Raw genomic sequence first — 24,660 nt, 5'->3', positions numbered from 1 at the left:
TGCCTGTGATGCCCTGCCACTGGTAGTTCGACAAATCCTTGAGCCATACTCGCCATCGCTGGCCCTTTGCCCGCGCTGCCGTTCTGCTGCCTGCCACCGACTACACTCATCTACAAAAGGACCCGTCAGATGAAGCGATTCCTCGTGCTCGACAGCTTTCGCGGCCTTTGTGCAGTGGCATTGATCGTTCATCACTCGCACATTGAACGCAGCATCACGGAACTGACGTTCTTCCGTAACGCCAGCCAGTTCGTGGGTTTCTTCTTCGCCTTGAGCGGCTTTCTGATCTACCGCCGCTACGTCAACCATCTCGGCACGCCCAGGCTTCTGGGCGAGTTCGCCGTGACCCGCACCTGCCGCGTGCTGCCCCTGCACATTGCGGTGCTGCTGTTTTTCATCGGGTTCGAGTGCCTGAAGCTGGTGCTGGAGCGCTATGGCCTGTCGCTCAATTACCCGGCCTTCAGCGGGGATCGCGCGCCCAGTGAAATCCTGCCCAATCTCTTGCTGATCCAGGCATGGTGGCCGACGTTCAATGCGCTGTCGTTCAACTACCCGTCCTGGTTCATCAGCGTCGAATTCTGGATCTGGATGATGTTCGGGCTGCTGGTATTTTGCGTGCCGCAGATCGCCCGCAAGCTGTTCATCGTGCTGTGTGTGCTGGCTTTCGTGGCGCTGTACAAGGATTTCAACCTGATTCCGCGCAACGTGCTGTGGGGCGTTTCCTGTTTCTTTGCAGGCGCCATCACTTACCGGCTGTATGTCCGGCTGCATGACTATGCGCCGGGCGCGCTGCTGGCCAGCCTGTTGGAGGCCGGGATACTGGCGGCGATCTACTGGGTAATGATCGAGGGCGAGCAACCGCTGACCATCCAACTGGGGCTGCTGTTCTGTGCGGCGATTCTGATCTTTTCGTTCGAATCCGGCCTGATCTCGCGGCTGCTGCGCCTGAGGTTGTTCCCGGCGCTGGGCAAGTTGTGGCTGTCGATCTACCTGACCCATGCGGCAGTGATTTTCGTGCTGGCCACGGGCATCGCAGTAGCGGCCAAGTTCACCGGTTACAGCCTGCTGGTCGACCGCCCCGGCGAGGCCACCGGAACGATGCTGCGCTACCTGAGCACCGGCAGCGCGCTTAACGATAATCTATTGATGTTGCTGGTGGTGGTGGCCGTGGTGGTGATTTCGATGCTGACCCACTGCTACATCGAGGCTCCGGGGATTCGCTTTGGCAAGCACTGGAAACACGGCACGCTGTTCCACCGGCGCAAGGACGACCCGCCGCAGGAACAGGCCTGAAGATCGACTTGTGGGAGCCGGGTTGCTGGCGAATGCGGTGTGTCCCTCAACGCAACGGTGCCTGACACTCCGCATTCGCCAGCAAGCCGGCTCCCACGGCCTTCGGCCAGAAGCAGATAGCGAGCATAAAAAAACCGCCCATAAAGGCGGTTTTTTCATTCATGCATCACACCCGTCGCGAATCAACGCTCCAGGAGGATACGCAGCATGCGGCGCAGCGGTTCGGCGGCGCCCCACAGCAGTTGGTCGCCCACGGTGAATGCGCCCAGGTACTGCGAACCCATGTTCAGCTTGCGCAGACGGCCCACCGGGATGTTCAGGGTGCCGGTCACGGAGGTCGGGCTCAGCTCCTGGATGCTGGCTTCGCGGTTGTTCGGCACCAGCTTGACCCAGGGGTTGTGCTGGCTGATCAGGCCTTCGATGTCGGCGATCGGCACGTCTTTGTTCAGCTTGATGGTCAGCGCCTGGCTGTGGCAACGCATGGCGCCGATGCGCACGCAGATGCCGTCCACCGGGATCGGGCTCTTGAAGCGGCCCAGGATCTTGTTGGTTTCGGCCTGGCCTTTCCACTCTTCGCGGCTCTGGCCGTTCGGCAGTTCCTTGTCGATCCACGGGATCAGGCTGCCGGCCAGCGGTACGCCGAAGTTTTCGGTCGGGAACGCTTCGCCGCGCATGGCTTCGGCCACTTTGCGGTCGATGTCCAGGATCGCGCTGGCCGGGTTGGCCAGGTCGTCAGCGACCGACGAATGGATGGTGCCCATCTGTTTGATCAGCTCGCGCATGTTCTGCGCGCCGGCGCCGGAGGCCGCCTGGTAGGTCATGGCGTTCATCCACTCCACCAGACCGGCTTCGAACAGGCCGCCCAGGCCCATCAGCATCAGACTGACGGTGCAGTTGCCGCCGATGAAGTTCTTGGTGCCGGCGTCCAGCTGCTGGTCGATGACCTTGCGGTTGACCGGATCGAGCACGATCACCGCGCTGTCGTCCATGCGCAGCGAGGATGCAGCGTCGATCCAGTAACCCTGCCAGCCCGCCTCACGCAGCTTGGGGAACACCTCGTTGGTGTAGTCGCCGCCCTGGCAGGTCAGTACCACGTCCAGGGTCTTGAGCTCGTCGATGCTGTAGGCATCTTTCAACGGAGCAATGTCCTTGCCCACCGACGGGCCTTGGCCGCCGACGTTGGAGGTGGTGAAAAAAACCGGCTCAATGAGATCGAAATCCTGCTCTTCCAGCATGCGCTGCATGAGCACGGAACCAACCATACCGCGCCAACCGACCAGACCTACACGTTTCATCGCAACTACACCTTAGTTAAAAGTGGGGCCCCTTCTTGCAGAGAGCGCAAAGCTCAACATTGCAGCAGTGGGCCCGAGATATTACAGATTGCGCAGCGCGGCGACTACGGCGTCACCCATTTCCTGCGTACCGACTTTGGCATTGCCTTCGGACCAGATGTCACCGGTGCGCAGGCCTTGATCGAGCACCAGGCTCACGGCCTTCTCGATGGCGTCTGCGGCGGCGTGCTGATTGAAGCTGTAACGCAGCATCATCGACACCGACAGAATGGTCGCCAGCGGGTTGGCGATGCCCTTGCCCGCGATGTCCGGCGCCGAACCGTGGCAAGGCTCGTACATGCCCTTGTTGTTCGAATCCAGCGACGCCGACGGCAGCATACCGATGGAGCCGGTGAGCATCGAAGCTTCGTCCGACAGAATGTCGCCGAACATGTTGTCGGTGACCATCACGTCGAATTGCTTCGGCGCGCGGACCAGCTGCATGGCGGCGTTGTCGACGTACATGTGGCTCAGTTCGACGTCCGGATAGTCTTTGGCCACCTGCTCGACCACTTCACGCCACAGCTGGCTGGACGCCAGCACGTTGGCCTTGTCCACCGAGCACAGCTTCTTGCCACGCACGCGGGCCATGTCGAAGCCCACGCGGGCGATGCGACGGATCTCGCTTTCGCTGTACGGCAGGGTGTCGTAGGCCTGGCGCTCGCCGTTTTCCAGCTCGCGGGTGCCACGTGGCGCGCCGAAGTAGATACCGCCGGTCAGCTCGCGAACGATGAGGATGTCCAGGCCCGAGACGATTTCCGGCTTCAGGCTCGAGGCCTCGGCCAGTTGCGGGTAAAGGATGGCCGGGCGCAGGTTGGCGAACAGGCCCAGTTGCGAACGGATCTTCAGCAGGCCGCGCTCAGGGCGGATGTCACGCTCGATGGTGTCCCATTTCGGGCCGCCCACGGCGCCCAGCAGCACGGCGTCGGCCGCGCGGGCACGTTCCAGGGTTTCGTCGGCCAGTGGCACGCCATGCTTGTCGATGGCCGCGCCACCGATCACGTCGTGGCTCAGTTCGAATCCCAACTGGTACTTGTCGTTGGCCAGTTCCAGGACCTTGACCGCCTCAGCCATGATTTCCGGACCGATGCCATCACCAGGGAGAATCAGAATCTGCTTGCTCATAACACCCTCTTATCAATATGTGCATCGGCGCTACTGGAGCGCCGATTGAAAAAGCAATTTTACTCGGGTGCATGCCACATGGGCTTGCCACGCCGTGTATCTGTGGGAGTGAGCTTGCTCACGAAAGCGGATGTCTATCCAGCAGCAATGCAAGCGCGCTACTGCCAATTCGTGAGCAAGCTCACTCCCACAACGATCACATGTATGCCACATGTAATCCGATCAATCAGGCGTCGCGGAACAACCACGGCTGCGCCGCGCGGTGTTTGCTCTCGAACGCGGCGATCGCATCGCCGTCCACCAGGGTCAGGCCGATGTCGTCCAGACCGTTGAGCAGGCAATGCTTGCGGAACGCGTCGACTTCAAAGTTGTACACCTTGCCATCTTCGCCGGTGACTGTCTGCGCCTGCAGGTCGATCTTCAGTTGATAGCCTTCCTTGGCCTCGACCGCCTTGAACAGCTCATCGACTTCGCTTTCAGTCAGGATGATCGGCAAGAGGCCGTTCTTGAAGCTGTTGTTGAAGAAGATGTCGGCGTAGCTCGGCGCGATGATGCTGCGAAAACCGTACTCTTCCAGCGCCCATGGCGCGTGCTCGCGGCTGGAGCCGCAGCCGAAGTTCTCACGGGCCAGCAACACGCTGGCGCCCTGATAACGCTCGTGGTTGAGGACGAAATCCTTGTTCAGCGGGCGCTTGGAGTTGTCCTGATAAGGCTGGCCCACGTCCAGATAACGCCACTCGTCGAACAGGTTCGGACCGAAACCGGTGCGCTTGATCGACTTCAGAAATTGCTTGGGAATGATCTGGTCGGTGTCGACGTTGGCGCGATCCAGTGGAGCGACCAGGCCGGTGTGCTGAGTAAATGGCTTCATGCTGGGCTCCTTAGTGCTGGCTCATGGTACGAACATCGACGAAACGGCCGTTGACCGCCGCCGCTGCCGCCATCGCCGGGCTCACCAGGTGGGTACGACCACCGGCGCCCTGACGGCCTTCGAAGTTGCGGTTGGAGGTGGACGCGCAATGCTCGCCACTTTCCAGGCGGTCCGGGTTCATCGCCAGACACATGGAGCAGCCAGGCTCACGCCATTCGAAACCGGCTTCGATGAAGATCTTGTCCAGGCCTTCCTTCTCCGCCTGCTCTTTGACCAGGCCCGAGCCCGGTACCACGATCGCCTGCTTGATGGTCGCCGCCACCTTGCGGCCTTTGGCGATGTCCGCCGCCGCGCGCAGGTCTTCGATCCGCGAGTTGGTGCAGGAACCGATGAACACGCGGTCGAGCTGAATGTCGGTGATCGCCTGATTGGCGGTCAGGCCCATGTACTTCAGGGCGCGCTCGATGGAACCACGCTTGACCAGATCGGCTTCCTTGGCCGGGTCCGGTACGTTCTGGTCCACTGCCAGGACCATTTCAGGCGAGGTGCCCCAGCTCACTTGCGGCTTGATCTGCGCAGCGTCCAGCTCGACTACGGTGTCGAACACCGCGTCGTCGTCGGACACCAGGTCTTTCCAGGCGGCGACCGCGGCATCCCATTGCTCGGCCTTCGGCGCGAACGGACGGCCCTTGACGTAAGCGATGGTCTTTTCATCGGTGGCCACCAGACCTACACGCGCGCCCGCCTCGATGGACATGTTGCAGATGGTCATGCGGCCTTCAACGGACAGGTCACGAATCGCGCTGCCGGCGAACTCGATGGCGTGGCCGTTACCGCCTGCGGTACCGATCTTGCCGATGATGGCCAGCACGATGTCCTTGGCGGTGACGCCGAACGGCAGTTTGCCTTCGACTTTCACCAGCATGTTCTTCATCTTCTTGGCGACCAGGCACTGGGTGGCGAGCACGTGCTCGACCTCGGAGGTGCCGATGCCGTGGGCCAGCGCGCCGAATGCGCCGTGGGTGGAGGTGTGCGAGTCGCCGCAGACCACGGTCATGCCCGGCAAGGTAGCGCCCTGCTCCGGGCCGATGACGTGAACGATGCCTTGACGGGCGTCGTTCATCTTGAATTCGGTGATGCCGTACTCGTCGCAGTTGTCGTCCAGGGTCTGGACCTGCAGGCGCGAAACCTGGTCGACGATGGCGTCGATGCCGCCCTTGCGCTCAGGGGTGGTCGGTACGTTGTGGTCCGGGGTCGCGATGTTGGCGTCGATGCGCCAAGGCTTGCGACCGGCCAGACGCAGGCCTTCGAACGCTTGCGGCGAAGTCACTTCATGGATGATGTGGCGGTCGATGTAGATCAGCGCCGAGCCATCGTCGCGCTGTTTGACCAAATGCGAATCCCAGAGCTTGTCGTAGAGCGTTTTGCCAGCCATCAGACGGTTTCCTCATCAGCGTGTTTCTGTGCCTCGGGCCGGACGTCTCGATGACCTCTCTTAAAAACCCCTTGGCTTGTGGGGAAGATGCTATGGAATATGCTTAAATAACTCAAATTCATAATTTTCATGCTTTGGATAACCAACAGGAATTCGAGATGGACCTGGCTAACCTCAACGCCTTTATCGCCATCGCCGAGACCGGCAGCTTCTCGGCGGCGGGCGAGCGCCTGCACCTGACGCAACCGGCCATCTCCAAGCGCATCGCCGGGCTTGAGCAACAATTGAACGTGCGCCTGTTCGACCGGCTGGGCCGTGAAGTGAGCCTGACCGAGGCTGGCCGCGCCCTGCTGCCCCGCGCCTATCAGATCCTCAACGTGCTGGACGACACCCGTCGCGCCCTGACCAACCTGACCGGCGAAGTCACCGGCCGCCTGAGCCTGGCCACCAGCCATCACATCGGCCTGCACCGTTTGCCCCCACTATTGAGGACATTCACCCGCACCTACCCCAACGTCGCACTGGATATCGAGTTTCTCGATTCCGAGGTCGCCTACGACGAAATCCTTCATGGCCGCGCTGAGCTTGCGGTGATCACCTTGGCCCCCGAACCCCATTCACTGGTCAAGGCGGTGGCGGTGTGGGACGACCTGCTGGAGTTCGTCGCAGCGCCGGAACACCCGCTGGCCAATATCAAGCACGTGGGTCTGGCCGACATCGCCAAGTATCCGGCGGTGTTTCCCGGCGGCAACACCTTTACCCATCACATCGTCAGCAGCCTGTGCGAAGCCCAGGGCATCAAACCCGATATCGCCATGAGCACCAACTATATGGAGACGATCAAGATGATGGTGTCCATCGGTCTGGCATGGAGTGTGCTGCCCAGAACCATGCTGGACGAACAAGTTGCCCGCATCACGCTGCCAGGCATACAGCTGCGCCGCGAGCTAGGCTACATTGTCCACACGGAACGCACGCTATCGAACGCCGCCAAAGCGTTCATGGCGCTGCTCGATGCCCAGGCGACCGGCCTGAGCGGTGAAGCTCACTGATCGACATACTGGCTTTCAGCCTTCAAGGCTCGTGATCACATGCCCACTACCGCAGACAATCCGCTGTTACAGTTGACCGGCCTGGCTCTGACCGCGAAGGAGTCGGAGAAACACTTCTCGACGCTTTTCAATCTCAGCCCCAACGTCGTGCTCCTCACCCGCTTCGAAGACGGGTTGATCTGCAATGCCAATTGCCATTTTGAAACCACCTTCGGCTGGGCACTGGCCGACTGCGTGGGCCGCACCACGCTGGAAATCGGTTTGTGGACGGATCCGGCGCAACGCCAGTTGGCGCTGGACAGGACCTTTGCCTCGCCGCTGCCGGCCAATCTGGAAACCCAGTGGCAAGGGCGCCAAGGCAGCGCCCATGACGGCACGCTGTACACGCAGAAAATCGAGCTGTCCGACGGCCTTTACCTGCTCAGCACCTTCATCGACACCACCGAACACAAGCGCGCCCAGCAGGCGCTCAAGGCCAGTGAAGAAAAGTTTGCCCGCGCGTTTCACTCCAGCCCCGACGCCATCATCATCACCGAGAAGGCCACCGGGCGTTACATCGAGGTCAATGACGGTTTTTCCCGGCTGTCCGGTTACAGCGCCGCCGATGTGCTGGGGCGCACGGTGTTCGAATTCGTCATCATGGCCGACATCACCCAGCGCGAGCGGCTGATCCAGGAAGTGCAGGACCAGGGCCGGGTGCGCAACCGCGAGCTGCTGGGGCGCAACAAGAATGGCGAGATCATCACCGTCGACGTCTCCATCGACCCGCTGGAACTCAACGATACCCCGTGCCTGCTGATCACCGCCCGCGACATCAGCCAGCTGAAGAACGCCCAGGCGCAGATCCAGCACCTGGCCTATCACGACCCGCTGACCAACCTGCCCAACCGCGCGCTGCTGATGGACCGCCTGAGCCAGCAGATCGCCCTGCTCAAGCGCCACGACCTGCGCGGCGCGCTGCTGTTTCTCGATCTGGACCACTTCAAGCACATCAACGATTCGCTCGGCCACCCGGTGGGCGATAGCGTGCTGAAGATCATCACCGCGCGCCTGGAAGCCAGCGTGCGCATGGAAGACACCGTGGCGCGGCTGGGCGGCGACGAATTCGTGGTGCTGATCAGTGGCCTGGAAGGCAGCCGCGACGAGGTGATCGATCAAGTGGCGAGCCTGGCCGACACGCTACGTGAACTGCTGGCCGAGCCGATGTTTCTCGACGGCCACCGCTTGCAGGTCACGCCGAGCATCGGCGTGGCGTTGATCCCCGACCACGGCTCGACCCCCGCCGACCTGCTCAAGCGCGCCGACATCGCCCTGTACCGGGCCAAGGACGCCGGGCGCAACGCCACCCAAATGTTCCACGACACCATGCAAAAGGCCGCCAGCGACCGTTTGCGCCTGGAAAACGAACTGCGCCAGGCCCAGGCCCGGGGCGAGTTCAGCCTGTGCTACCAACCTCAGGTGAACACCCGCGGCAACCGCATCGTCGGCGCCGAAGCGCTGCTGCGCTGGCGGCACCCGACCCTGGGCAACCTGCCGCCGAACCAGTTCATCAAGGTCATGGAAGAAAGCGGGATGATCCTGGAAGTCGGCAGCTGGATCCTCGAAGAAGCCTGCAAGACCGGCGGCGAGTTGATCCGCAAGGGCCTGATCGACACCCGCGACTTCAACCTGTGCGTGAATATCAGCCCGCGGCAGTTTCGTCAGGCCGACTTCGTCGAGCGGGTGGAGACCTGCCTGCGCACCTTCGAGCTGCCCCACCGCTTGCTGAAACTGGAAATCACCGAAGGCATCGTGATCCAGAACCTGGACGACACCATCGCCAAGATGCTGAAACTCAAGGCGCTGGGCGTGACCTTCGCGATGGACGACTTCGGCACCGGCTATTCCTCACTGACCTACCTCAAGCGCCTGCCGGTGGACGCGCTGAAGATCGACCAATCCTTCGTGCGCGACGCCACCAGCGACCCCAACGACGCGGAAATCGTGCGTGCCATCGTGGCCATGGCGGCCAGCCTGAATCTGGCGATCATTGCCGAGGGCGTGGAGTTGCAGGAGCAGCTGGATTTCCTGGCTCAACTCGATTGCCATCTGTACCAGGGGTTTCTGTTCAGCGAACCGCTGAGCGTGGCGGGATTCGAGGCGTTGTTGCGCGAGCGGATGGAAAAAGCCTGAATCGCCGGACACACGCTTTGCCTCTGGCCGAAGGCCGTGGGAGCCGGCTTGCTGGCGAATGCGTCAGGGCAGTCACCCATGAGTTGAATGAACCACCGCATTCGCCAGCAAGCCGGCTCCCACAGGGTTCCGTATACGGCAGTCGAATAGATAGTTCGGACACAAAAAGGCGCCCCGAAAGGCGCCTTTTTTCAGCTCGACATCACATCAATGCGCCAGGGTCTTCTGGCCGTTGATCTGGATGCGCTTTGGCTTGGCCTCTTCAGGCACCAGGCGCAGCAGGTCGATGTTCAGCAGGCCATTGGCCAGAGCTGCGTTTTTCACTTCGATGTGGTCAGCCAGGCGGAACGACAGCTTGAATGCGCGCTGGGCGATGCCCTGGTGCAGGAAGGTCACGCCTTCTGCGCCCTTGTCGCGCTTGCTGCCGGTGACGGTCAGCACGCCCTTCTCGACCTGCAACTCCAGGTCATCTTCCTGGAAACCCGCAGCCGCGATGACGATGCGGTATTGGTCATCTGCGTGTTTTTCGACGTTGTAGGGAGGGTAGGTGCTGGCCGACTCGTTGCGGGCGGCCGATTCGAACAGGTCGTTGAAGCGGTCGAAGCCCACGGAATGACGGAACAGTGGAGCCAGAGAGAAAGCGGTAGTCATGTGAATCTCCTGATAAATCAGCAAGTGTTTGTATCCGCGACCCGACTTCGGCATCGCGTAACCCTTAGATAGGGCCCGTCACTTCGCTTTCAAGAGTCTCTCTGAACATTTTTTCAGGCCGCTTCCTGTTCGGTCACGCCCAGCATCTGGCTGATGCGCTCGCAATCGGTTTCCCGGCGCAGGGCATCGAACATCACGGTCGCCTCTGGATAGCTCTTGGTCAGCAGAACCACCCACTGCTTCAGACGGCCCGGCGCCTGCACCCGGGTCATCTTGGCCAGCGCCTGTAGCCAGAAAGAGCGCAGCAGCGGCTGCAGCTCGTCCCAGGTCATCCCGACCACGTCCCGCCCCGCTTCGGCCGCAGCGATCTGCCGGCCCAGATCAGGACGCGCCACCAGCCCGCGGCCGATCATGATGTCCCGCGCGCCGCAGATTTCCCGGCAGCGGCGCCAGTCGTCCACGGTCCAGATTTCGCCGTTGGCGATGATCGGGATCTTCACCACGTCCTGGATCTTGCCGATCCACTCCCAGTGCGCCGGCGGCTTGTAACCATCGACCTTGGTACGGGCGTGAACCACGATGTGCTCAGCGCCGCCAGCCTCCAGCGCCCGCGCGCAATCCAGCGCAGGCTCGGTGCTGTCGTAGCCCAGACGCATCTTGGCGGTGACCGGAATGTGCGCCGGCACGGCGCGGCGCACGTGGCTGAGGATCGAGTGCAGCAGCTCCGGCTCCTTAAGCAATACCGCCCCGCCTCGCGACTTGTTCACGGTCTTGGCCGGGCAGCCGAAATTCAGGTCGATCACCGGCGCGCCCAGCTCGGCGGCCAGCGCTGCGTTTTCTGCCAGGCATACCGGGTCCGAACCCAGCAACTGCACGCGCAACGGCACGCCCGCGCGGGTTTTCGCGCCGTTGTGCAGCTCGGAGGCGAACTTGTAGAAGTAGTGATCGGGCAGCAGACGCTCGGTCACCCGAATGAACTCGGTCACGCACCAGTCGATGCCGCCGACCTGAGTCAGCACATCGCGCAGAATGTCGTCGACCAGGCCCTCCATGGGCGCCAGAGCAATTTGCATGGATCACACACTCGAAAAAAGTCCGGCAGTTTACGCAGTGACGGCCGGATTGGGAACGGGCCGTGCGTCAGGCCAGCGCCATCTGCAACGCCGGACCATAGCCCTCGATGAACTCGGTGGGCATGCGCTTGGGCTTGCCGGTGGACAGCTCGATGCAGACAAAGGTGGTCTGCGCACGCAGCAAGGTGGCGCCGTCGCTCGGACGCTTGAGCTGGAAGCGTCGGGTCATCTTCAGGCGCTGGTCCCAATCGACGATCCAGGTGCCCAGTTGCAGCTCGTCATCCAGATAGGCGCTGGCCAGATAGTCGATTTCGTGACGCACCACCGCCATCGCCCGGTCCAGCCGCCGATACTCGGTCAGATCCAGCCCCAGTTGCTGTGAGTGCCGCCAGGCGCAGCGTTCGAGCCAGGTCACGTACACCGCGTTGTTGGCGTGCCCCAATCCATCGATATCGTCGTCGCTCACTTGCAGATCGATGACGAACGGCGTTGCCAGATCCCAGACCATGCTCGTTCCTGCCCTCAAGAATTGATTCGGCGGTCAGTGTAACGAAAAGCATCTTCAGGTGAAGGTTTGTGTCCGGATTGGCCTACTGCACGGCTGACTTCGCCGCACGCAGCACGCGATCGGACATCTCGCACGGCCCCAGCGCCCGGGCCAGCGCCAGGCCACCCAGCATCAGGGCGATATCGGCCAGGGTCTTGTCGGTTTCTTCGGGGCTGGATGCCAGTTGCGCGACCATCAGCTCGATGTGCTCGGACAGTGCATCGCGAAAATCATCCGACAGCCGGGCCATCTCGCCAATGGCAGTGGGCAGCGGGCAGGCGTGGTCTTCGGCATCGCGGTGTTTACGCGACAGATAGAACGCGGCCAGCAAGGCGCGGCGCTCGTCACCGGGCAGTTGTTCGTCAATGGTGGCGACCATTTGCCGCCGCTCGCTGAGCAACTGGTTGAACGCCTCCAGCATCAGGGCTTCCTTGCTCTCGAAATGGGCGTAGAAGCCACCGACGGTCAGCCCCGCCGAACCCATGATCTCGTTGACGCTAGGCTCGACCGGCCCGCGCGCGATCAGGGCTGCGCTGGCGGCACCGAGAATACGTTCGCGGGTCTGTGCTTTTTTGTCGTTCATGTTCGCCTCCCGGATGATGGCGATAATATTATCCGCATCATGGGGGATGGCAAGAGGAAGGCGTTGCAAGCGGCGGGCGGGAAAAATAAAACCCCGAAAAAACAAAAGGGCCATTCAATAATCGAATGACCCTTGGTCTCGCAGAGCGAGAAATCGTGGCGTCCCCTAGGGGACTCGAACCCCTGTTACCGCCGTGAAAGGGCGGTGTCCTAGGCCACTAGACGAAGGGGACGCAAAACCTTCTGTCAGGTTCGTTCAACTTCAACGAACCCTGGCGAATTGGTGGAGCTAAGCGGGATCGAACCGCTGACCTCCTGCATGCCATGCAGGCGCTCTCCCAGCTGAGCTATAGCCCCGGATTTACGCCTCTCGGCGGAGTTCAACCTTGCGGCATCACTCGGTGAAACGTGGCGTCCCCTAGGGGACTCGAACCCCTGTTACCGCCGTGAAAGGGCGGTGTCCTAGGCCACTAGACGAAGGGGACGTAACCCTTGCGTACCCGATCGGCGCTGGTTCCGATTCGCGGTACAAATCCCAAGGCAGTGTAGCCAACCTTGAAACTTCTAATTTGGTGGAGCTAAGCGGGATCGAACCGCTGACCTCCTGCATGCCATGCAGGCGCTCTCCCAGCTGAGCTATAGCCCCACATTACACTCTCGGATCACGCTGCGTTGCCGCTGTGTTTTCCGTGTTGCCGTGTGGACGGGGCGCATATTAAGTGCGACCCAGGTACCTGTCAAACTTTTTTTAAACAAATTTCAAAAAAAATTTCCGGGATAACAATCACTTACCACCCTCCCCCGGCTTTCCCCAACAAAAGCAGGGGCTTGCCGCCTCTGTCACGCCGCAGGCTTGCAGCGTGACAGACACATTCACTCCTCAGCCGATGGCGCCGAGCAGCTTTTCCCACTCCTTGTTTTCTTTCTTCGAGACGCCGCCCAGCATGTCCAGCGCCTGGCGCAAGCGATAACGGGTCAGGTCCGGGCCGAGGATTTCCATGGCGTCGGTCACCGACACCGAGTTGGCTTGCCCGGTGATCGCGGCGAACATCAGCGGCATGGCATCGCGCAGTTTCAGTTGCAGATGCTCGACCACCGCCTGGATGCAGCCGGTAATGCGGTCCTTCTCCCACTGACGCAGGGATTCGAGCTTCCACAGGATCAGCTGCATCACCTGACGCACCTGCTCGGGCGAGAGCTTCTTGTGTTCGAACAGCTTCGGATCCGGGTTCACCCCACCGGCGAAGAAGAAACCGCCCAGCGGCGCGACCTGGCTGAAGGTCTCGACACGACCTTGCACGTGCGGCGCGATCTTCATCATGTAGTCGCTGTTGAACGCCCACTTCTGCACGCGCGCAGCGAACTCCTCGACCGGCAGTTCACGCAGCCACTGGCCGTTGAGCCAGGACAGCTTCTCGATGTCGAAGATCGGCCCGCCCAGCGAGACGCGGTTCAGGTCGAAGTTGTCGACCATTTCCTGCAGCGAGAACTTCTCGCGCTCGTCCGGCATCGACCAGCCCATGCGGCCCAGGTAGTTGAGCATCGCCTCGGGCATGAAGCCCATGCGCTCGTAGAAGGTCACCGAGGTCGGGTTCTTGCGCTTGGACAGCTTGCTCTTGTCCGGGTTACGCAGCAGCGGCATGTAGCACAGTGCCGGCTTTTCCCAGCCGAAGTATTCGTAAAGCAGGATCAGCTTCGGCGCCGACGGCAGCCACTCCTCACCGCGCAGCACGTGGGTGATGCCCATCAGGTGGTCGTCGACGACGTTGGCCAGGAAGTAGGTCGGCAGGCCGTCGGTCTTCATCAAGACTTGCATGTCCATGCGGTCCCACGGGATTTCCACGTCACCGCGCAGAATGTCCGGCACCACGCAAACGCCTTCGCTCGGCACTTTCATGCGGATCACATGGGGCTCGCCAGCGGCCAGACGGCGCTCGACTTCTTCCTTGGACAGCAGCAGCGCGCGGCCGTCGTAACGCGGGGTTTCGCCACGGGCCATCTGCTCGGCGCGCATCTGGTCCAGTTCTTCGGCGGTGCAGAAGCACGGGAAGGCGTGACCGGCGTCGACCAGTTGCTGGGTGTACTTCTTGTAGATGTCGCCGCGCTCGCTCTGACGGTACGGGCCATGGGGGCCGCCGACATCCGGGCCTTCACTCCACTCGATGCCGAGCCAGCGCAATGCGTCGAAAATCTGTTGTTCGGACTCGCGGGTCGAGCGCAGCTGGTCGGTGTCTTCAATGCGCAGGATGAATTCGCCGCCGTGCTGCTTGGCGAAGCAATAGTTGAAGAGCGCGATGTAAGCCGTGCCAACGTGGGGGTCGCCGGTGGGCGATGGCGCGATGCGGGTGCGAACGGTGGTCATGAAAATTTCCGAATAGGTCGAACAAGCCGCGAATCTTAGCAGGCGCAGCCCTCGCCGCTCCAGCGCCGGGGATGGATTCACTCAGGCGGTATTTGAGCGTAGCCAGTGCGCAGCCATGTGCCAGAAATGAATACCGGATTATCACTTCCAGTCATTATTTCAACGATAGCTAGGTGCCAGACCTCAAACACTGATAAATTTCCTTACATTCTAATAATCAAGAACGATCATGCCTGCCCAACTGAAACGCCGTCTGTTCATCTTCCTTGCGGTGGTCTTACTGATCGCCCTCGCCTTCTTCGCCCAGTGGTATTTCAAGGGGCGTTTTGTCGAAACCACCGACAACGCCTACGTCCAGGGCGAGATCACGCGGATTTCCAGCCAGTTGGGTGCGCGGGTCAGCGAAGTGCTGGTTCAGGACAACCAGCACGTCGATGAAGGCCAGTTGCTGGTGCGCCTGGAGCCCGATGACTTTCGCCTCGCCGTCGAACGTGCCCAGGCCACGCTCGCCACCCGCGAAGCCGAGCGGGTGCAGGCCCAGAGCAAGCTGACCCAGCAATCGAGCCTGATCGCCGCCAGCGACGCCCAGGTTCAGGCCAATCAAGCGACGCTGGGACGCACCCAGCTTGACTTGGCACGCCTGCAAAAGCTGCGCAAACCGGGCTTCGTCTCTGAAGAACAGGTCACCACCATGACCGCCGACAGCAACGTCGCCCGCTCCCAGGTGAGCAAGGCCCAGGCCGATGCCCAGAGTCAGCGCCAGCAGGTGACCGCGCTGAGCGCCGAACTCAAGCGCCTCGACGGGCAGATCGCTTCGGCCCGCGCGGATCTGGCCCAGGCTGAAATCAACCTCAAGCGCACTGAAATCCACTCGCCCATCAGCGGCACCATCGGCCAGCGCGCCGCGCGCAACGGCCAGTTCGTCCAGGGCGGCGCCTACCTGCTGTCGATCGTCCCCGACGAAGACATCTGGGTGCAGGCCAACTTCAAGGAAACCCAGATCGAACACATGGAAATCGGCCAGCGCGCCGAGCTGACCTTCGACAGCTTCCCCAGCACGCCGATCCACGGCCGGGTCGACAGCCTGTTCGCCGCCTCCGGCGCGCAGTTCAGCCTGCTGCCGCCAGACAACGCCACCGGCAACTTCACCAAGGTGGTGCAGCGCATTCCAGTCAAGCTGACCTTCGCGGCAGACAACCCGCTGCATGGCAAGATTCGTCCCGGCATGTCGGTGACGGTGGCCGTCAACATCAAACCCGCGAACGACGCCGACAGTGGCCGGTGACGAACTGATCCGCCCGGTCGGCGAACCGACCCGGCGCGACTGGATCGCGGTGATGAGCGTGATGCTCGGCGCCTTCATGGCCGTGCTCGACATCCAGATCACCAACTCCTCACTCAAGGACATTCAGGGCGCGCTGTCGGCGACCCTTGAGGAAGGCTCGTGGATTTCCACCTCCTATCTGGTGGCCGAAATCATCATGATCCCCCTCACCGCCTGGCTGGTGCAGTTGCTCTCGGCAAGGCGGCTGGCGGTCTGGGTGTCGTTGGGTTTCCTCGCCTCGTCGCTGCTGTGCTCCATGGCCTGGAGCCTGGAAAGCATGATCGTGTTTCGCGCCCTGCAAGGCTTCACCGGCGGCGCGCTGATTCCCCTGGCGTTCACCCTGACCCTGATCAAACTCCCGGAACATCACCGCGCCAAAGGCATGGCGCTGTTCGCCATGACCGCCACCTTCGCCCCGTCCATCGGCCCTACCTTGGGCGGCTGGCTGACCGAAAATTTCGGCTGGGAGTACATCTTCTACATCAACGTGCCGCCGGGGCTGGTGATGATCGCCGGGCTGATGTACGGCCTGGAGAAGAAGGCGCCGCACTGGGAGCTGCTCAAGAGCACCGACTACGCCGGCATCGTCACCCTCGGCGTGGGCCTGGGTTGCCTGCAAGTGTTCCTCGAAGAAGGCCATCGCAAGGACTGGCTCGAATCCAGCCTGATCGTCACCCTGGGCAGCATCGCCCTGCTGAGCCTGATCACTTTCGTCATCATCCAGTTTTCCAAAGCCAAACCGTTGATCAACCTGGGCATCCTCGGCAATCGCAACTTCGGGCTGTCGAGCATTTCCAGCGTCGGCATGGGCGTCGGGCTGTACGGTTCGGTGTATTTGCTGCCGTTGTACCTGGCGCAGATTCAGGGCTACAACGCCCAGCAGATCGGCGAAGTCATCATGTGGATGGGTATTCCGCAGCTGTTCCTGATCCCGCTGGTGCCGCAACTGATGAAAGTCATCCCGCCCAAGGTCCTGTGCACCCTGGGTTTCGGCCTGTTCGGCGCGGCGAGTTTCTTCTCGGGCGTGCTCAACCCGGACTTCGCCGGGCCGCAGTTCAACCACATCCAGATCGTCCGCGCCCTGGGCCAGCCGATGATCATGGTCACCATCTCGCTGATCGCCACCTCCTACATTCAGCCGCAGGACGCAGGCTCGGCGTCGAGCCTGTTCAACATCCTGCGCAACCTGGGCGGCGCCATCGGCATCGCCCTGCTGGCGACCTTGCTGGATGCGCGGACCAAGACCTACTTCGACTACTTGCGCGAGTCCATCTCCCCCGCCAACCCGCAAGTGGCCGAACGCATGGCACAGCTCAGCGAGCGCCTGGGCAACGAGACCGCAGCATTGGGCAAACTCAGCGAAATCACCCACCAGCAGGCGGCGATCATGGCCTACAACGACGCGTTTCATTTCGTCGCGCTGGCCCTGGGGATCAGCATGCTGGCGGTGATGCTGACCAAAAGGCTGCCGGCGGGGATGAAGGGGGGTGAAGCGCACTGAAGCCAGCCGTTTCGTCAGTGCCGATAGGATCTGTAGACGCAGTGTTGTAGGCCCTTTCTGAAAACGCTGTAACCCCTGCCTTTTGTGTTTCAGCGCCCGGACAGCAGCCTTTTCTTCCCCTAGATTCCGCGTTTTTCTCAAGCGCGGATCAGGGAATGACAGACGCTCTCTGGGCGGCCCGACAGGGCGATGCCCTTGCTCACAGCTCGGTGATGGCCGACGTGTTCGGCGGCGCACTGGAAGTGGTCGCCAATGTCGCCATCGGCGTTGCCGTGACGGCGGCGATCGTCGGTGCGGCGGGCCTGACATTGGCCACCGGTGGCCTCGGTGCCTGTGTGCTGGGCGCCGTGGTCGGCGCGGCCGTTGCAGTCGGCATGCAGCTCACGGGAGCCGACAACAAGCTCAGCGAGTTCTGCCACAGCCTGGGCAATGGCCTGTTCCCGCCGACGGTCTGCGCCCAGATCACCAGCGGGTCGCCCAACGTCTTCATCAATGGCCTGCCTGCGGCGCGAGCGGCCGGTTCCATCTCAAGCTCTGCCATTGAGCTGCCCGAAGATGCGGCGCCCGAAGGCACCTTTCTCGATATGGCCAAGGGCTTTTTCTCGGAGTTGTGGCGGCCCACCGTGGCAACGCCCGATCCCGGCGCCAAGCCCTTGCCCAACGATCAGATCACCTGCGAAAAGCACCCCGGCATGCCGGGACAGTATCTGGCCGAAGGTTCCAGCAAGGTCTTTATCAACGGCCAGCCTGCCGTGCGCAGCGGGGATCGCAGCACCTGCGATGCGACGGTGGTGTCCTCAGGGCAGATTTCACCGAACGTGCGCATCGGCGGTGGCAAGGCGGTGGTGCGCAGCATCCGCAGCGGCAAGACGCCAGGCGTCGGGCTGGCAGTTTCGGCCCTGATGATGCTCAAGGGCGGGCCAGCGAAATTCGTCAGCAACCTGCCCTGCATGCTGCTCGGCGGGATCAACGCTTATGCCGTCGGCTCGGTCGCAGGTGCGCTGGAGCGAGCGATGGCCGGTTCGCCCCGTCCAGTGCACGCGGCGACCGGCGCCAAAGTGCTGGGCGGCGCTGAGGAGCTGGATTTCGTCCTCCCCGGCGTATTGCCGATTGTCTGGCAGCGCTTCTACAACAGTCGCGACGAGCGTCGAGACGGGCTGTTGGGAGCAGGCTGGAGCCTGCCGTTCGAGGTGAGTGCCGAGGTCGATGAAAGCGGCCTGATCTACATCGACGAACAGGCGCGGCGCATCGACATGGGCGTCATTCCCCTGGGCGGCGCGGTGTTCAGCGCGGGCGAAGGGCTGGCGGTCAAGCGGCATGGCGATGGCCGGCTGCTGATCGAGAGTGAAGACGGGATTTATCGGCTGTTCGAGCCTCACCTGCTCGATCCCAACCACTTGCGGCTTTCGCAACTGGGCGACCGCAACGACAACCGCATTCATCTGGTGTACGACACCCAGGGGCGCCTGTCTCGGCTGCACGACACCCTCGATCAGGTCCGCCTGCAACTGGTGTATTCGACTCGCTGGCCTTCACGCATTGAACACGTCGAACGCGAGCTCGATGACCAGACTTGCGAAGTGCTGGCCCGTTACGCCTATGACGGCAACGGCGATCTGTGCGAGGTGCGCAATGCGCTGGACAAGGTTCAGCGGCGTTTCGCTTATGACGCGCAGCGGCGCATGGTCGAGCATCAGTTGCCGACCGGCCTGCATTGCTTCTATGAGTGGGCACGGATCGACGAACGTGAATGGCGCGTGGTCCGCCACTGGACCGACGACGGCGAAGAATACCGGTTTGACTACGACCTAGATGCTGGCACTACCACTGTCACCGACGGCCTCAACAGGCAAAGCGTCCGGCGCTGGAACCGCCAGCATCAGATCATCGAATACCGCGACAACCTCGCCCACGCCTGGCAGTTCTCCTGGAACGACGATCGCCAACTGCTGGGGGCCGTCGATCCCAAGGGCGGCCGGTGGACATACAGCTATGACGAAGCAGGCAATCTGGCATCGACCGAAGACGCGCTCGGGCGGATCGATTCCACGCTGTGGCTGGAGCATTGGTCCCTGCCCAAGGTGCAGACCGATGCAGCAGGCAATCATTGGCAATACCGCTACGACGCGCGGGGCAATCGCACCCACGCAGTCGATCCACTGGGCCACATCACCCGCTATCGCTTTGATGAACGCGGGCGGGTCGTTGAAATCATCGACGCCAATGGCAGCGGCCAAAAGCTGCACTGGAACAGCCTCGGCCAACTGACGCATCAGCAGGACTGCTCCGGTCAGCGCACCGAATTGGGCTACGACCCTCGCGGCTTTCTCGAACAGGTCACCGACCCACTCGGTGAACAAACCCGGTATTGGCATGACGCCCAAGGCCGCTTGCTGCAACGCCAGTCGCCTGTCGACCGCACCGAACGTTTCCTGCGCGATGACAGCGGGCTGCTGATCGGCTATGCCAACGCCGCCGGAGAAATCACCCGCTACCAGTACGACCGCCGCGGCCGGATACGGCAACGCACCGATCCGCATAATCGCAAAGTGGAAGCCGGTTATGACGCCTATGGTCGGCTGGAAAACCTGACCAACGAGAATGGCGAGCGCTACCGGTTTGCCTGGGATGACTGTGATCGGTTGCTGGCGCAGCAGGATCTGGATGGCAGCCAACGGCGCTATCGCTACGACGCGCTGGGCGATCTTGTCGGTGTCGAGCAAATTGCCGGGCAGGAGGCAATCACCCATAGTCTGGAGCGCGATGCGGTTGGCCGACTCGTTGCCAAGATCACCTCCGATGGCCGCACTGACTACGAGTACGACCGGCTCGACAACCTGCTCAGCGTCACCTTTACCGATCTTGACGGTGAGCAAAACTACGTCGATTTCCGCTACGACGCTCTGGGCCAGCTACTCAGCGAAACCACCTCGTCCGGCGCGATCCACCACCGCTACGACGAACTCGGCAACCTGATCCAGACCCGAACGCCCGACGGCCGCTGGATCAACCGCCTGCGCTACGGCAGCGGCCACCTGCACCAGCTCAACCTCGACGGCCAACTCGTCTGCGACTTTGAGCGCGACAAGCTGCATCGAGAGGTGCTGCGCACTCAGGGCCAGATCAACACCCGCAGCGAATATGATCGCAGCGGCCGCTTGACTGGTCGAACCCGCCGCCGGAACGACCGCCCTCGCCCGCTGCCTGCGGACAGCACGACAGGATACGAATACGACCTCACCGACAACCTCATCGCCCGAGAGCAACGTAGCGCTCAGGGCAATCAACGCACCCTGCTCCACTACGACTCCAGCAGCCGAATCATGTCCACCCAGGACAGTCATCAAGGCCTGTTGGAACGCTTCGCCTACGACCCCGCCGCCAATCTTATGGACGGCCTGCAATCGGACGCCGGTCGCGTCAAACACAACCGGCTCCAGACTTATCAGAACAAACGCTACCGCTACGACGGCTTTGGTCGACTGATCGAGAAATACAGCAACCGCCGCGGCACCCAGCACTTCGCCTACGACGCCGAGAGCCGCCTGACCGAAGTGCGCAACCACAACGGCCACGTCGTGCGCATGACCTACGACCCGCTCGGGCGACGCATCGGCAAAACCGAACACCATCCAAGCGGCCATCAGATCAGCGAAACGACGTTCATCTGGGACGGCCTGCACCTGCTGCTCGAAGAGCAGAACACCCTGCCGACCCTCTACCTCTACGCCGAAAACAGCCACGAACCCGTGGCGAGAATCGATGGTCGAGGCGAACACCAGAACATCCGCTACTACCACAACGCCCCCAACGGCCTGCCCGAACAACTCACCGAACTCGAGGGCAGCATCGTCTGGCAGGCGCGCTATCAGGTCTGGGGCAACACCACACAGGAGACCCGCGAGCCATACTTCGTCGAACACCAGAACCTGCGCTTTCAAGGTCAGTACCTTGATCGCGAGACCGGACTGCACTACAACACCTTCAGGTTCTACGACCCGGATGTAGGGCGGTTTACCACGCCCGATCCGATCGGGTTGGCGGGTGGGCTGAATCTTTATCAGTACGCGCCGAATCCGATTGGGTGGGTGGATCCGTGGGGGTGGACGTGCGTTCGCGTTCGTCACTACACGAATAAGAAGGGGCTAGAGGGTATCAAAGACTCAGGCGTCATCATGGCTCGGGACAAAGGTCGAGTTTATGTCGAACCAGCGAAAAACAAGCCACTTAACGAGGTCGAAGCGCAAACCAAATATTCGATCAAAAGAGGCAAAGGCAAGCACTACGTAGAAACCGACGTGCTTGAAAGCGAGTTAGAGTGGGTAAAAAATCCGAAGTATCACACGCACGAGCTTACTATCAAAGGCGACTTAACCTTAAAAAACCCAACTTTTACTCTGAGAAAGTAGCCATGAAAAAAGAAAATGAAACGATAACCCTTAGCGGCGAAAAGGCTATCGAGGTGCTATGCGAAATTGAATATATGCTCATCTCGCTTAGAGACATCGCGAATTACTATTACCTTCATCCTGACAGGCCTCCCACTCCAGAAACAGACATTGCCTACGCACTGGAGACTACAAGATTCATTGATGAAAACCGGATAAACGACCGATTAAATAAAATGCGGAATATACTTTCGGAGCCATTCAATTCTGAAACTGGTGACGATGATATGGATGACATAGAACGGGCTGTTGAAAACCTAAATTACTGGTGCAAGCCGGGTGATTAAAAGTACCGCTGCAACGCGTTTTTTCTTGCCGCAGCAATCCGGACAAATCTTTTTGTACCCTTCTGTATCCCACCACCCCACAGATACACCACCCTGCAATCTCACCCATCCACGCACACAAACGCGATACACCCGCACGGTTTACTAGGCACGTCGAACAGCGCAGCCCACCCACGGGCAGCGCACACCTAACCTAGAACCTTGCAGGAGTTACGCCATGAAACGCCAGATCCTTCTCAGCATCGCCCTGACCGCCCTCGCCGCCAACGTTTTCGCCGCGGATGGCGCCGAGCATCTAAAGCAATACCAGAGCGCGCAGATCAGCGCCCCGGCCGTCACTCAGGAACGTGTCGCATCCGACGGCTCCGATCACCTGAAAGCTTTCCAGACAGCCAGCGTGACCTTCGATGTGAAGAATGCCGAGACCGTGGCCGATGTGCGCTCGGAGTTTGGTTCGCAGTACCAGCGCTATTGATCGGGCTGACCACGGCAGCGGCCTTGAGGACGCCCCGCCGGCAAGCCGTGCTGCTACGGATGGTAGTGACGCAAATACTGCGTCCAACTTCGCCCCCCGTAGCAGCCGGGCTTGCCCGCGGGAGCGATCTCGAAATCGCCCCCACATTAAAGCCCGTGCTGCTTTGATCAGCCTTTCACTGCTGCGGTTGCCAGTCATCCGGCACCACGGCAATCACATCGATTTCCATCAGCCATTGCGGCTGGCCGAGCCCGGAAATCACCAGCCCCGTGGAAATCGGGAACACGCCTTTGAGCCACTTGCCGATCTCCTGGTACACCGGCTCGCGATAGCGCGGGTCGATGATGTAGGTAGTGGTCTTGACGATGTGCGATAGGTCCGAACCCGCCTCTTCCAGCAGTTGCTTGACGTTCTTCATCGCCTGTTCGGCCTGGGCGCGCGGATCGCCCAAACCCACCAGATTGCCTTCGAAATCGGTGCCGATCTGGCCGCGCACGTAGATCGTGTTGCCTGCCCGGACGGCCTGGCACAGGTCGTTGTCCAGCGCCTGGTTCGGGTAGGTTTCCTTGGTGTTGAACATGCGGATGCGCGTGTGGGTTGGCTGGGCCATGTGCAATTCCTTGAATAGATGAGGTTGGCCGCGCTGCGGGGAACGGATCAGCGCGGGTTGAAAAGTTTCAGGCGCTGACCGCAGGCTTGCTCGAAACCGGCGCGGCGATTTGCGCAGCCTGGCGCTCGGACGCATCGCGGTAGGTCAGATACTGGCGCTGGATGGCGATGTGATCGGCCACGTACTTGGCGTCGTGCCAGACACCCCAGATAAACGACGAGCCGCGCCGCGACTGCCAGGGCAGGCCGAGGAAGTAGATGCCTGACTCTGTCGACACACCGCGCTGGTGCGCAGGCTTGCCCTTGGCGTCGAAGGCGTCGACCTTCAACCAGCTGTGGTCGGTGGCAAAACCGGTGGCCCAGATGATCGTAGTGATCCCGGCCTTGGCCAGGTCCAGCTCGAGAATCGGCTTGCGCACGCATTCCGGATCCGGGAACACCCGGCGCGCTTCCGGCTCCAGCGGCAGGTCCAGGCCGTTGCGGGCGATGTAGGCGTCGGCGGCGTCGAGCACGGCCAGGTAGTTTTCATCGCCGCGGGCCAGGTTTTCTGCCAGGTCCGGCTGAAAGCTCACCACGCCGTTGTCGAACGAACGGGTCACGCCGACCAGCTTCATACCGCGCTGGGCCAGCTCGCGAAAGTCCACGGTCTTGCCGCCATGGGCACCACTGACGGCGATGGTCACGTGTTCCCTGCCCGGCTTCATCGCCGCCTGATCCCACTCGCCGAGCACGCCCAGCCACCAGCAGAAATCGCGGTTGCGATAGGCACGCGGCGGCCGGTCATGCTGGCCCACCGAGAGATAGACCTCCTTGCCTGCGCGCTGCAGTTCATCGGCGATCTGCGTCCCGGAAGATCCGGCGCCGACCACCAGCACTGCGCCTTCGGCCAATTGCTGCGGGTTGCGGTATTGCGCGGAGTGGATCTGGGTCAGGCGCGCATCGTTTGGCGCAATGGCCGGAATCACCGGACGCTGGAACGGGCCGGTGGCGACCACTACGCGATTGGCGGCGATCACGCCTTCTGACGTCTCGACCGTGAAGCCTGGGCGGCCGACGTTGCGCTCCACCTTGCGCACTTCGACCCCGGTGCGGATCGGCGCATTGAATTTGCGCGCATAGGCTTCGAAATAATCGGCGACCCGCTCTTTGCCAGCGAAAGCGTCGGGGCTCAGGTCGTCGAACTCCAGGCCCGGAAAGCGATCGTGCCAGGCCGGGCCGTTGGCCACCAGCGAGTCCCAGCGCCCGCTGCGCCAGGCTTCGGCAATGCGGTTGCGCTCCAGGACCAGGTGCGGGATGCCCAGTTTGCTCAAGTGCTCGCTCATGGCCACGCCGGCCTGACCTGCGCCAACCACGAGCGTATCGATTTCAATGTTTGCTGCTGTCATGCCTGTGTCCTTCACGAAGGCGGGTGTGGACGCATTCTGTGCAGGATCAGGGGATAGCGAAATTATGATTTTTGTCGTCGCAGAGCAGGAAAAACCTAGGGGCTGAGTTCCCAGTCTTCGAAATCAGCCGCTGG

At 61.5% G+C, this 24,660-nt stretch carries 18 protein-coding genes, 4 tRNA genes and 1 pseudogene; 8 read left to right on the top strand and 15 right to left on the bottom strand.

Annotated elements, in window-relative coordinates; genetic code table 11:
• Positions 1-129: 129 nt before the first annotated feature.
• Positions 130-1,293 (top strand): acyltransferase family protein, encoded by a 1,164-nt coding sequence (locus AC1MEK_RS12660; protein ID WP_480396622.1) that lies wholly within the window; start codon positions 130-132, stop codon positions 1,291-1,293.
• 182 nt (positions 1,294-1,475) lie between these two features.
• Here the strand turns inward: AC1MEK_RS12660 and asd are convergent, their stop codons facing one another.
• From asd to leuC, 4 genes are all read right to left on the bottom strand, one after another.
• Positions 1,476-2,588, bottom strand: a complete 1,113-nt coding sequence (gene asd / locus AC1MEK_RS12655) for an aspartate-semialdehyde dehydrogenase (RefSeq protein WP_480396621.1) — start codon at positions 2,586-2,588, stop codon at positions 1,476-1,478.
• Between the two features lie 81 nt (positions 2,589-2,669).
• The gene (leuB, locus tag AC1MEK_RS12650; protein ID WP_480396620.1) at positions 2,670-3,752 is read right to left on the bottom strand and encodes a 3-isopropylmalate dehydrogenase; all 1,083 of its coding nucleotides are present in this window, start codon (positions 3,750-3,752) and stop codon (positions 2,670-2,672) included.
• A gap of 226 nt (positions 3,753-3,978) precedes the next feature.
• Positions 3,979-4,623, bottom strand: a complete 645-nt coding sequence (leuD, locus tag AC1MEK_RS12645; RefSeq protein WP_480396619.1) for a 3-isopropylmalate dehydratase small subunit — start codon at positions 4,621-4,623, stop codon at positions 3,979-3,981.
• A 10-nt stretch (positions 4,624-4,633) separates the two neighbouring features.
• Positions 4,634-6,058: a 3-isopropylmalate dehydratase large subunit gene (gene leuC, locus AC1MEK_RS12640; protein ID WP_480396618.1), complete on the bottom strand. Its 1,425-nt coding sequence runs from the start codon at positions 6,056-6,058 to the stop codon at positions 4,634-4,636.
• Between the two features lie 158 nt (positions 6,059-6,216).
• On the opposite strand from leuC, the gene AC1MEK_RS12635 reads away from it, so the two are divergent.
• Both AC1MEK_RS12635 and AC1MEK_RS12630 read left to right on the top strand, forming a co-directional pair.
• Positions 6,217-7,110, top strand: a complete 894-nt coding sequence (locus tag AC1MEK_RS12635; RefSeq protein ID WP_480396617.1) for a LysR family transcriptional regulator — start codon at positions 6,217-6,219, stop codon at positions 7,108-7,110.
• 87 nt (positions 7,111-7,197) lie between these two features.
• Positions 7,198-9,282: pseudogene (locus tag AC1MEK_RS12630) on the top strand (putative bifunctional diguanylate cyclase/phosphodiesterase); the annotation flags it as partial.
• 207 nt (positions 9,283-9,489) lie between these two features.
• Here the strand turns inward: AC1MEK_RS12630 and AC1MEK_RS12625 are convergent.
• From AC1MEK_RS12625 to gltX, 9 genes are all read right to left on the bottom strand, one after another.
• A complete protein-coding gene (locus AC1MEK_RS12625; RefSeq protein ID WP_480396616.1) occupies positions 9,490-9,933 on the bottom strand; it encodes an Hsp20 family protein in 444 nt (147 codons plus the stop codon).
• Between the two features lie 113 nt (positions 9,934-10,046).
• Entirely contained in the window at positions 10,047-11,006 is a 960-nt protein-coding gene (locus AC1MEK_RS12620; protein WP_480396615.1) for a tRNA dihydrouridine synthase, read from the bottom strand.
• Between the two features lie 67 nt (positions 11,007-11,073).
• Complete coding sequence (locus tag AC1MEK_RS12615) at positions 11,074-11,514, bottom strand: acyl-CoA thioesterase (protein WP_480396614.1); 441 nt, start codon at positions 11,512-11,514, stop codon at positions 11,074-11,076.
• Between the two features lie 82 nt (positions 11,515-11,596).
• Entirely contained in the window at positions 11,597-12,136 is a 540-nt protein-coding gene (locus AC1MEK_RS12610) for a TetR/AcrR family transcriptional regulator (RefSeq protein ID WP_480396613.1), read from the bottom strand.
• Between the two features lie 156 nt (positions 12,137-12,292).
• Positions 12,293-12,368 (bottom strand) — tRNA-Glu (locus AC1MEK_RS12605).
• A gap of 48 nt (positions 12,369-12,416) precedes the next feature.
• Positions 12,417-12,492, bottom strand: a tRNA-Ala gene (locus tag AC1MEK_RS12600).
• Positions 12,493-12,544: 52 nt separating this feature from the next.
• Positions 12,545-12,620: transfer RNA gene (locus AC1MEK_RS12595), tRNA-Glu, on the bottom strand.
• 85 nt (positions 12,621-12,705) lie between these two features.
• Positions 12,706-12,781, bottom strand: a tRNA-Ala gene (locus tag AC1MEK_RS12590).
• Positions 12,782-13,015: 234 nt separating this feature from the next.
• Positions 13,016-14,497 (bottom strand): glutamate--tRNA ligase, encoded by a 1,482-nt coding sequence (gltX, locus tag AC1MEK_RS12585; RefSeq protein ID WP_480396612.1) that lies wholly within the window; start codon positions 14,495-14,497, stop codon positions 13,016-13,018.
• A 229-nt stretch (positions 14,498-14,726) separates the two neighbouring features.
• Between gltX and AC1MEK_RS12580 the strand changes: the two genes are divergently transcribed.
• The 5 genes from AC1MEK_RS12580 to AC1MEK_RS12560 all read left to right on the top strand — a co-directional run bounded on the left by AC1MEK_RS12580 (position 14,727) and on the right by AC1MEK_RS12560 (position 22,532).
• The gene (locus tag AC1MEK_RS12580; RefSeq protein WP_480396611.1) at positions 14,727-15,782 is read left to right on the top strand and encodes an HlyD family secretion protein; all 1,056 of its coding nucleotides are present in this window, start codon (positions 14,727-14,729) and stop codon (positions 15,780-15,782) included.
• The gene (locus tag AC1MEK_RS12575) at positions 15,772-17,322 is read left to right on the top strand and encodes an MDR family MFS transporter (RefSeq protein WP_480396610.1); all 1,551 of its coding nucleotides are present in this window, start codon (positions 15,772-15,774) and stop codon (positions 17,320-17,322) included. Before AC1MEK_RS12580 ends, AC1MEK_RS12575 begins: the two co-directional genes overlap by 11 nt.
• A 155-nt stretch (positions 17,323-17,477) precedes the next feature.
• On the top strand, positions 17,478-21,731 hold the full coding sequence (locus AC1MEK_RS12570; protein ID WP_480396609.1) for an RHS repeat-associated core domain-containing protein: 4,254 nt from the start codon (positions 17,478-17,480) through the stop codon (positions 21,729-21,731).
• Positions 21,732-21,733: 2 nt separating this feature from the next.
• Positions 21,734-22,057 carry a hypothetical protein gene (locus AC1MEK_RS12565; protein WP_480396608.1) on the top strand — a complete coding sequence of 108 codons (324 nt, stop codon included), beginning with the start codon at positions 21,734-21,736 and terminating at the stop codon, positions 22,055-22,057.
• 217 nt (positions 22,058-22,274) lie between these two features.
• Positions 22,275-22,532: a hypothetical protein gene (locus tag AC1MEK_RS12560; protein WP_480396607.1), complete on the top strand. Its 258-nt coding sequence runs from the start codon at positions 22,275-22,277 to the stop codon at positions 22,530-22,532.
• Between the two features lie 175 nt (positions 22,533-22,707).
• Here the strand turns inward: AC1MEK_RS12560 and AC1MEK_RS12555 are convergent, their stop codons facing one another.
• Together AC1MEK_RS12555 and AC1MEK_RS12550 are read right to left on the bottom strand one after the other, a co-directional pair.
• The gene (locus AC1MEK_RS12555; RefSeq protein WP_480396606.1) at positions 22,708-23,142 is read right to left on the bottom strand and encodes a RidA family protein; all 435 of its coding nucleotides are present in this window, start codon (positions 23,140-23,142) and stop codon (positions 22,708-22,710) included.
• Between the two features lie 67 nt (positions 23,143-23,209).
• A complete protein-coding gene (locus tag AC1MEK_RS12550; protein ID WP_480396605.1) occupies positions 23,210-24,526 on the bottom strand; it encodes a flavin-containing monooxygenase in 1,317 nt (438 codons plus the stop codon).
• Positions 24,527-24,660: the final 134 nt, after the last annotated feature.

The sequence above is a fragment of the Pseudomonas sp. 2 genome (genome assembly GCF_056627435.1).
The sequence above is the reverse complement of the archived record's forward strand: the minus strand, read 5'-3'. Positions and strand labels throughout refer to the sequence as shown.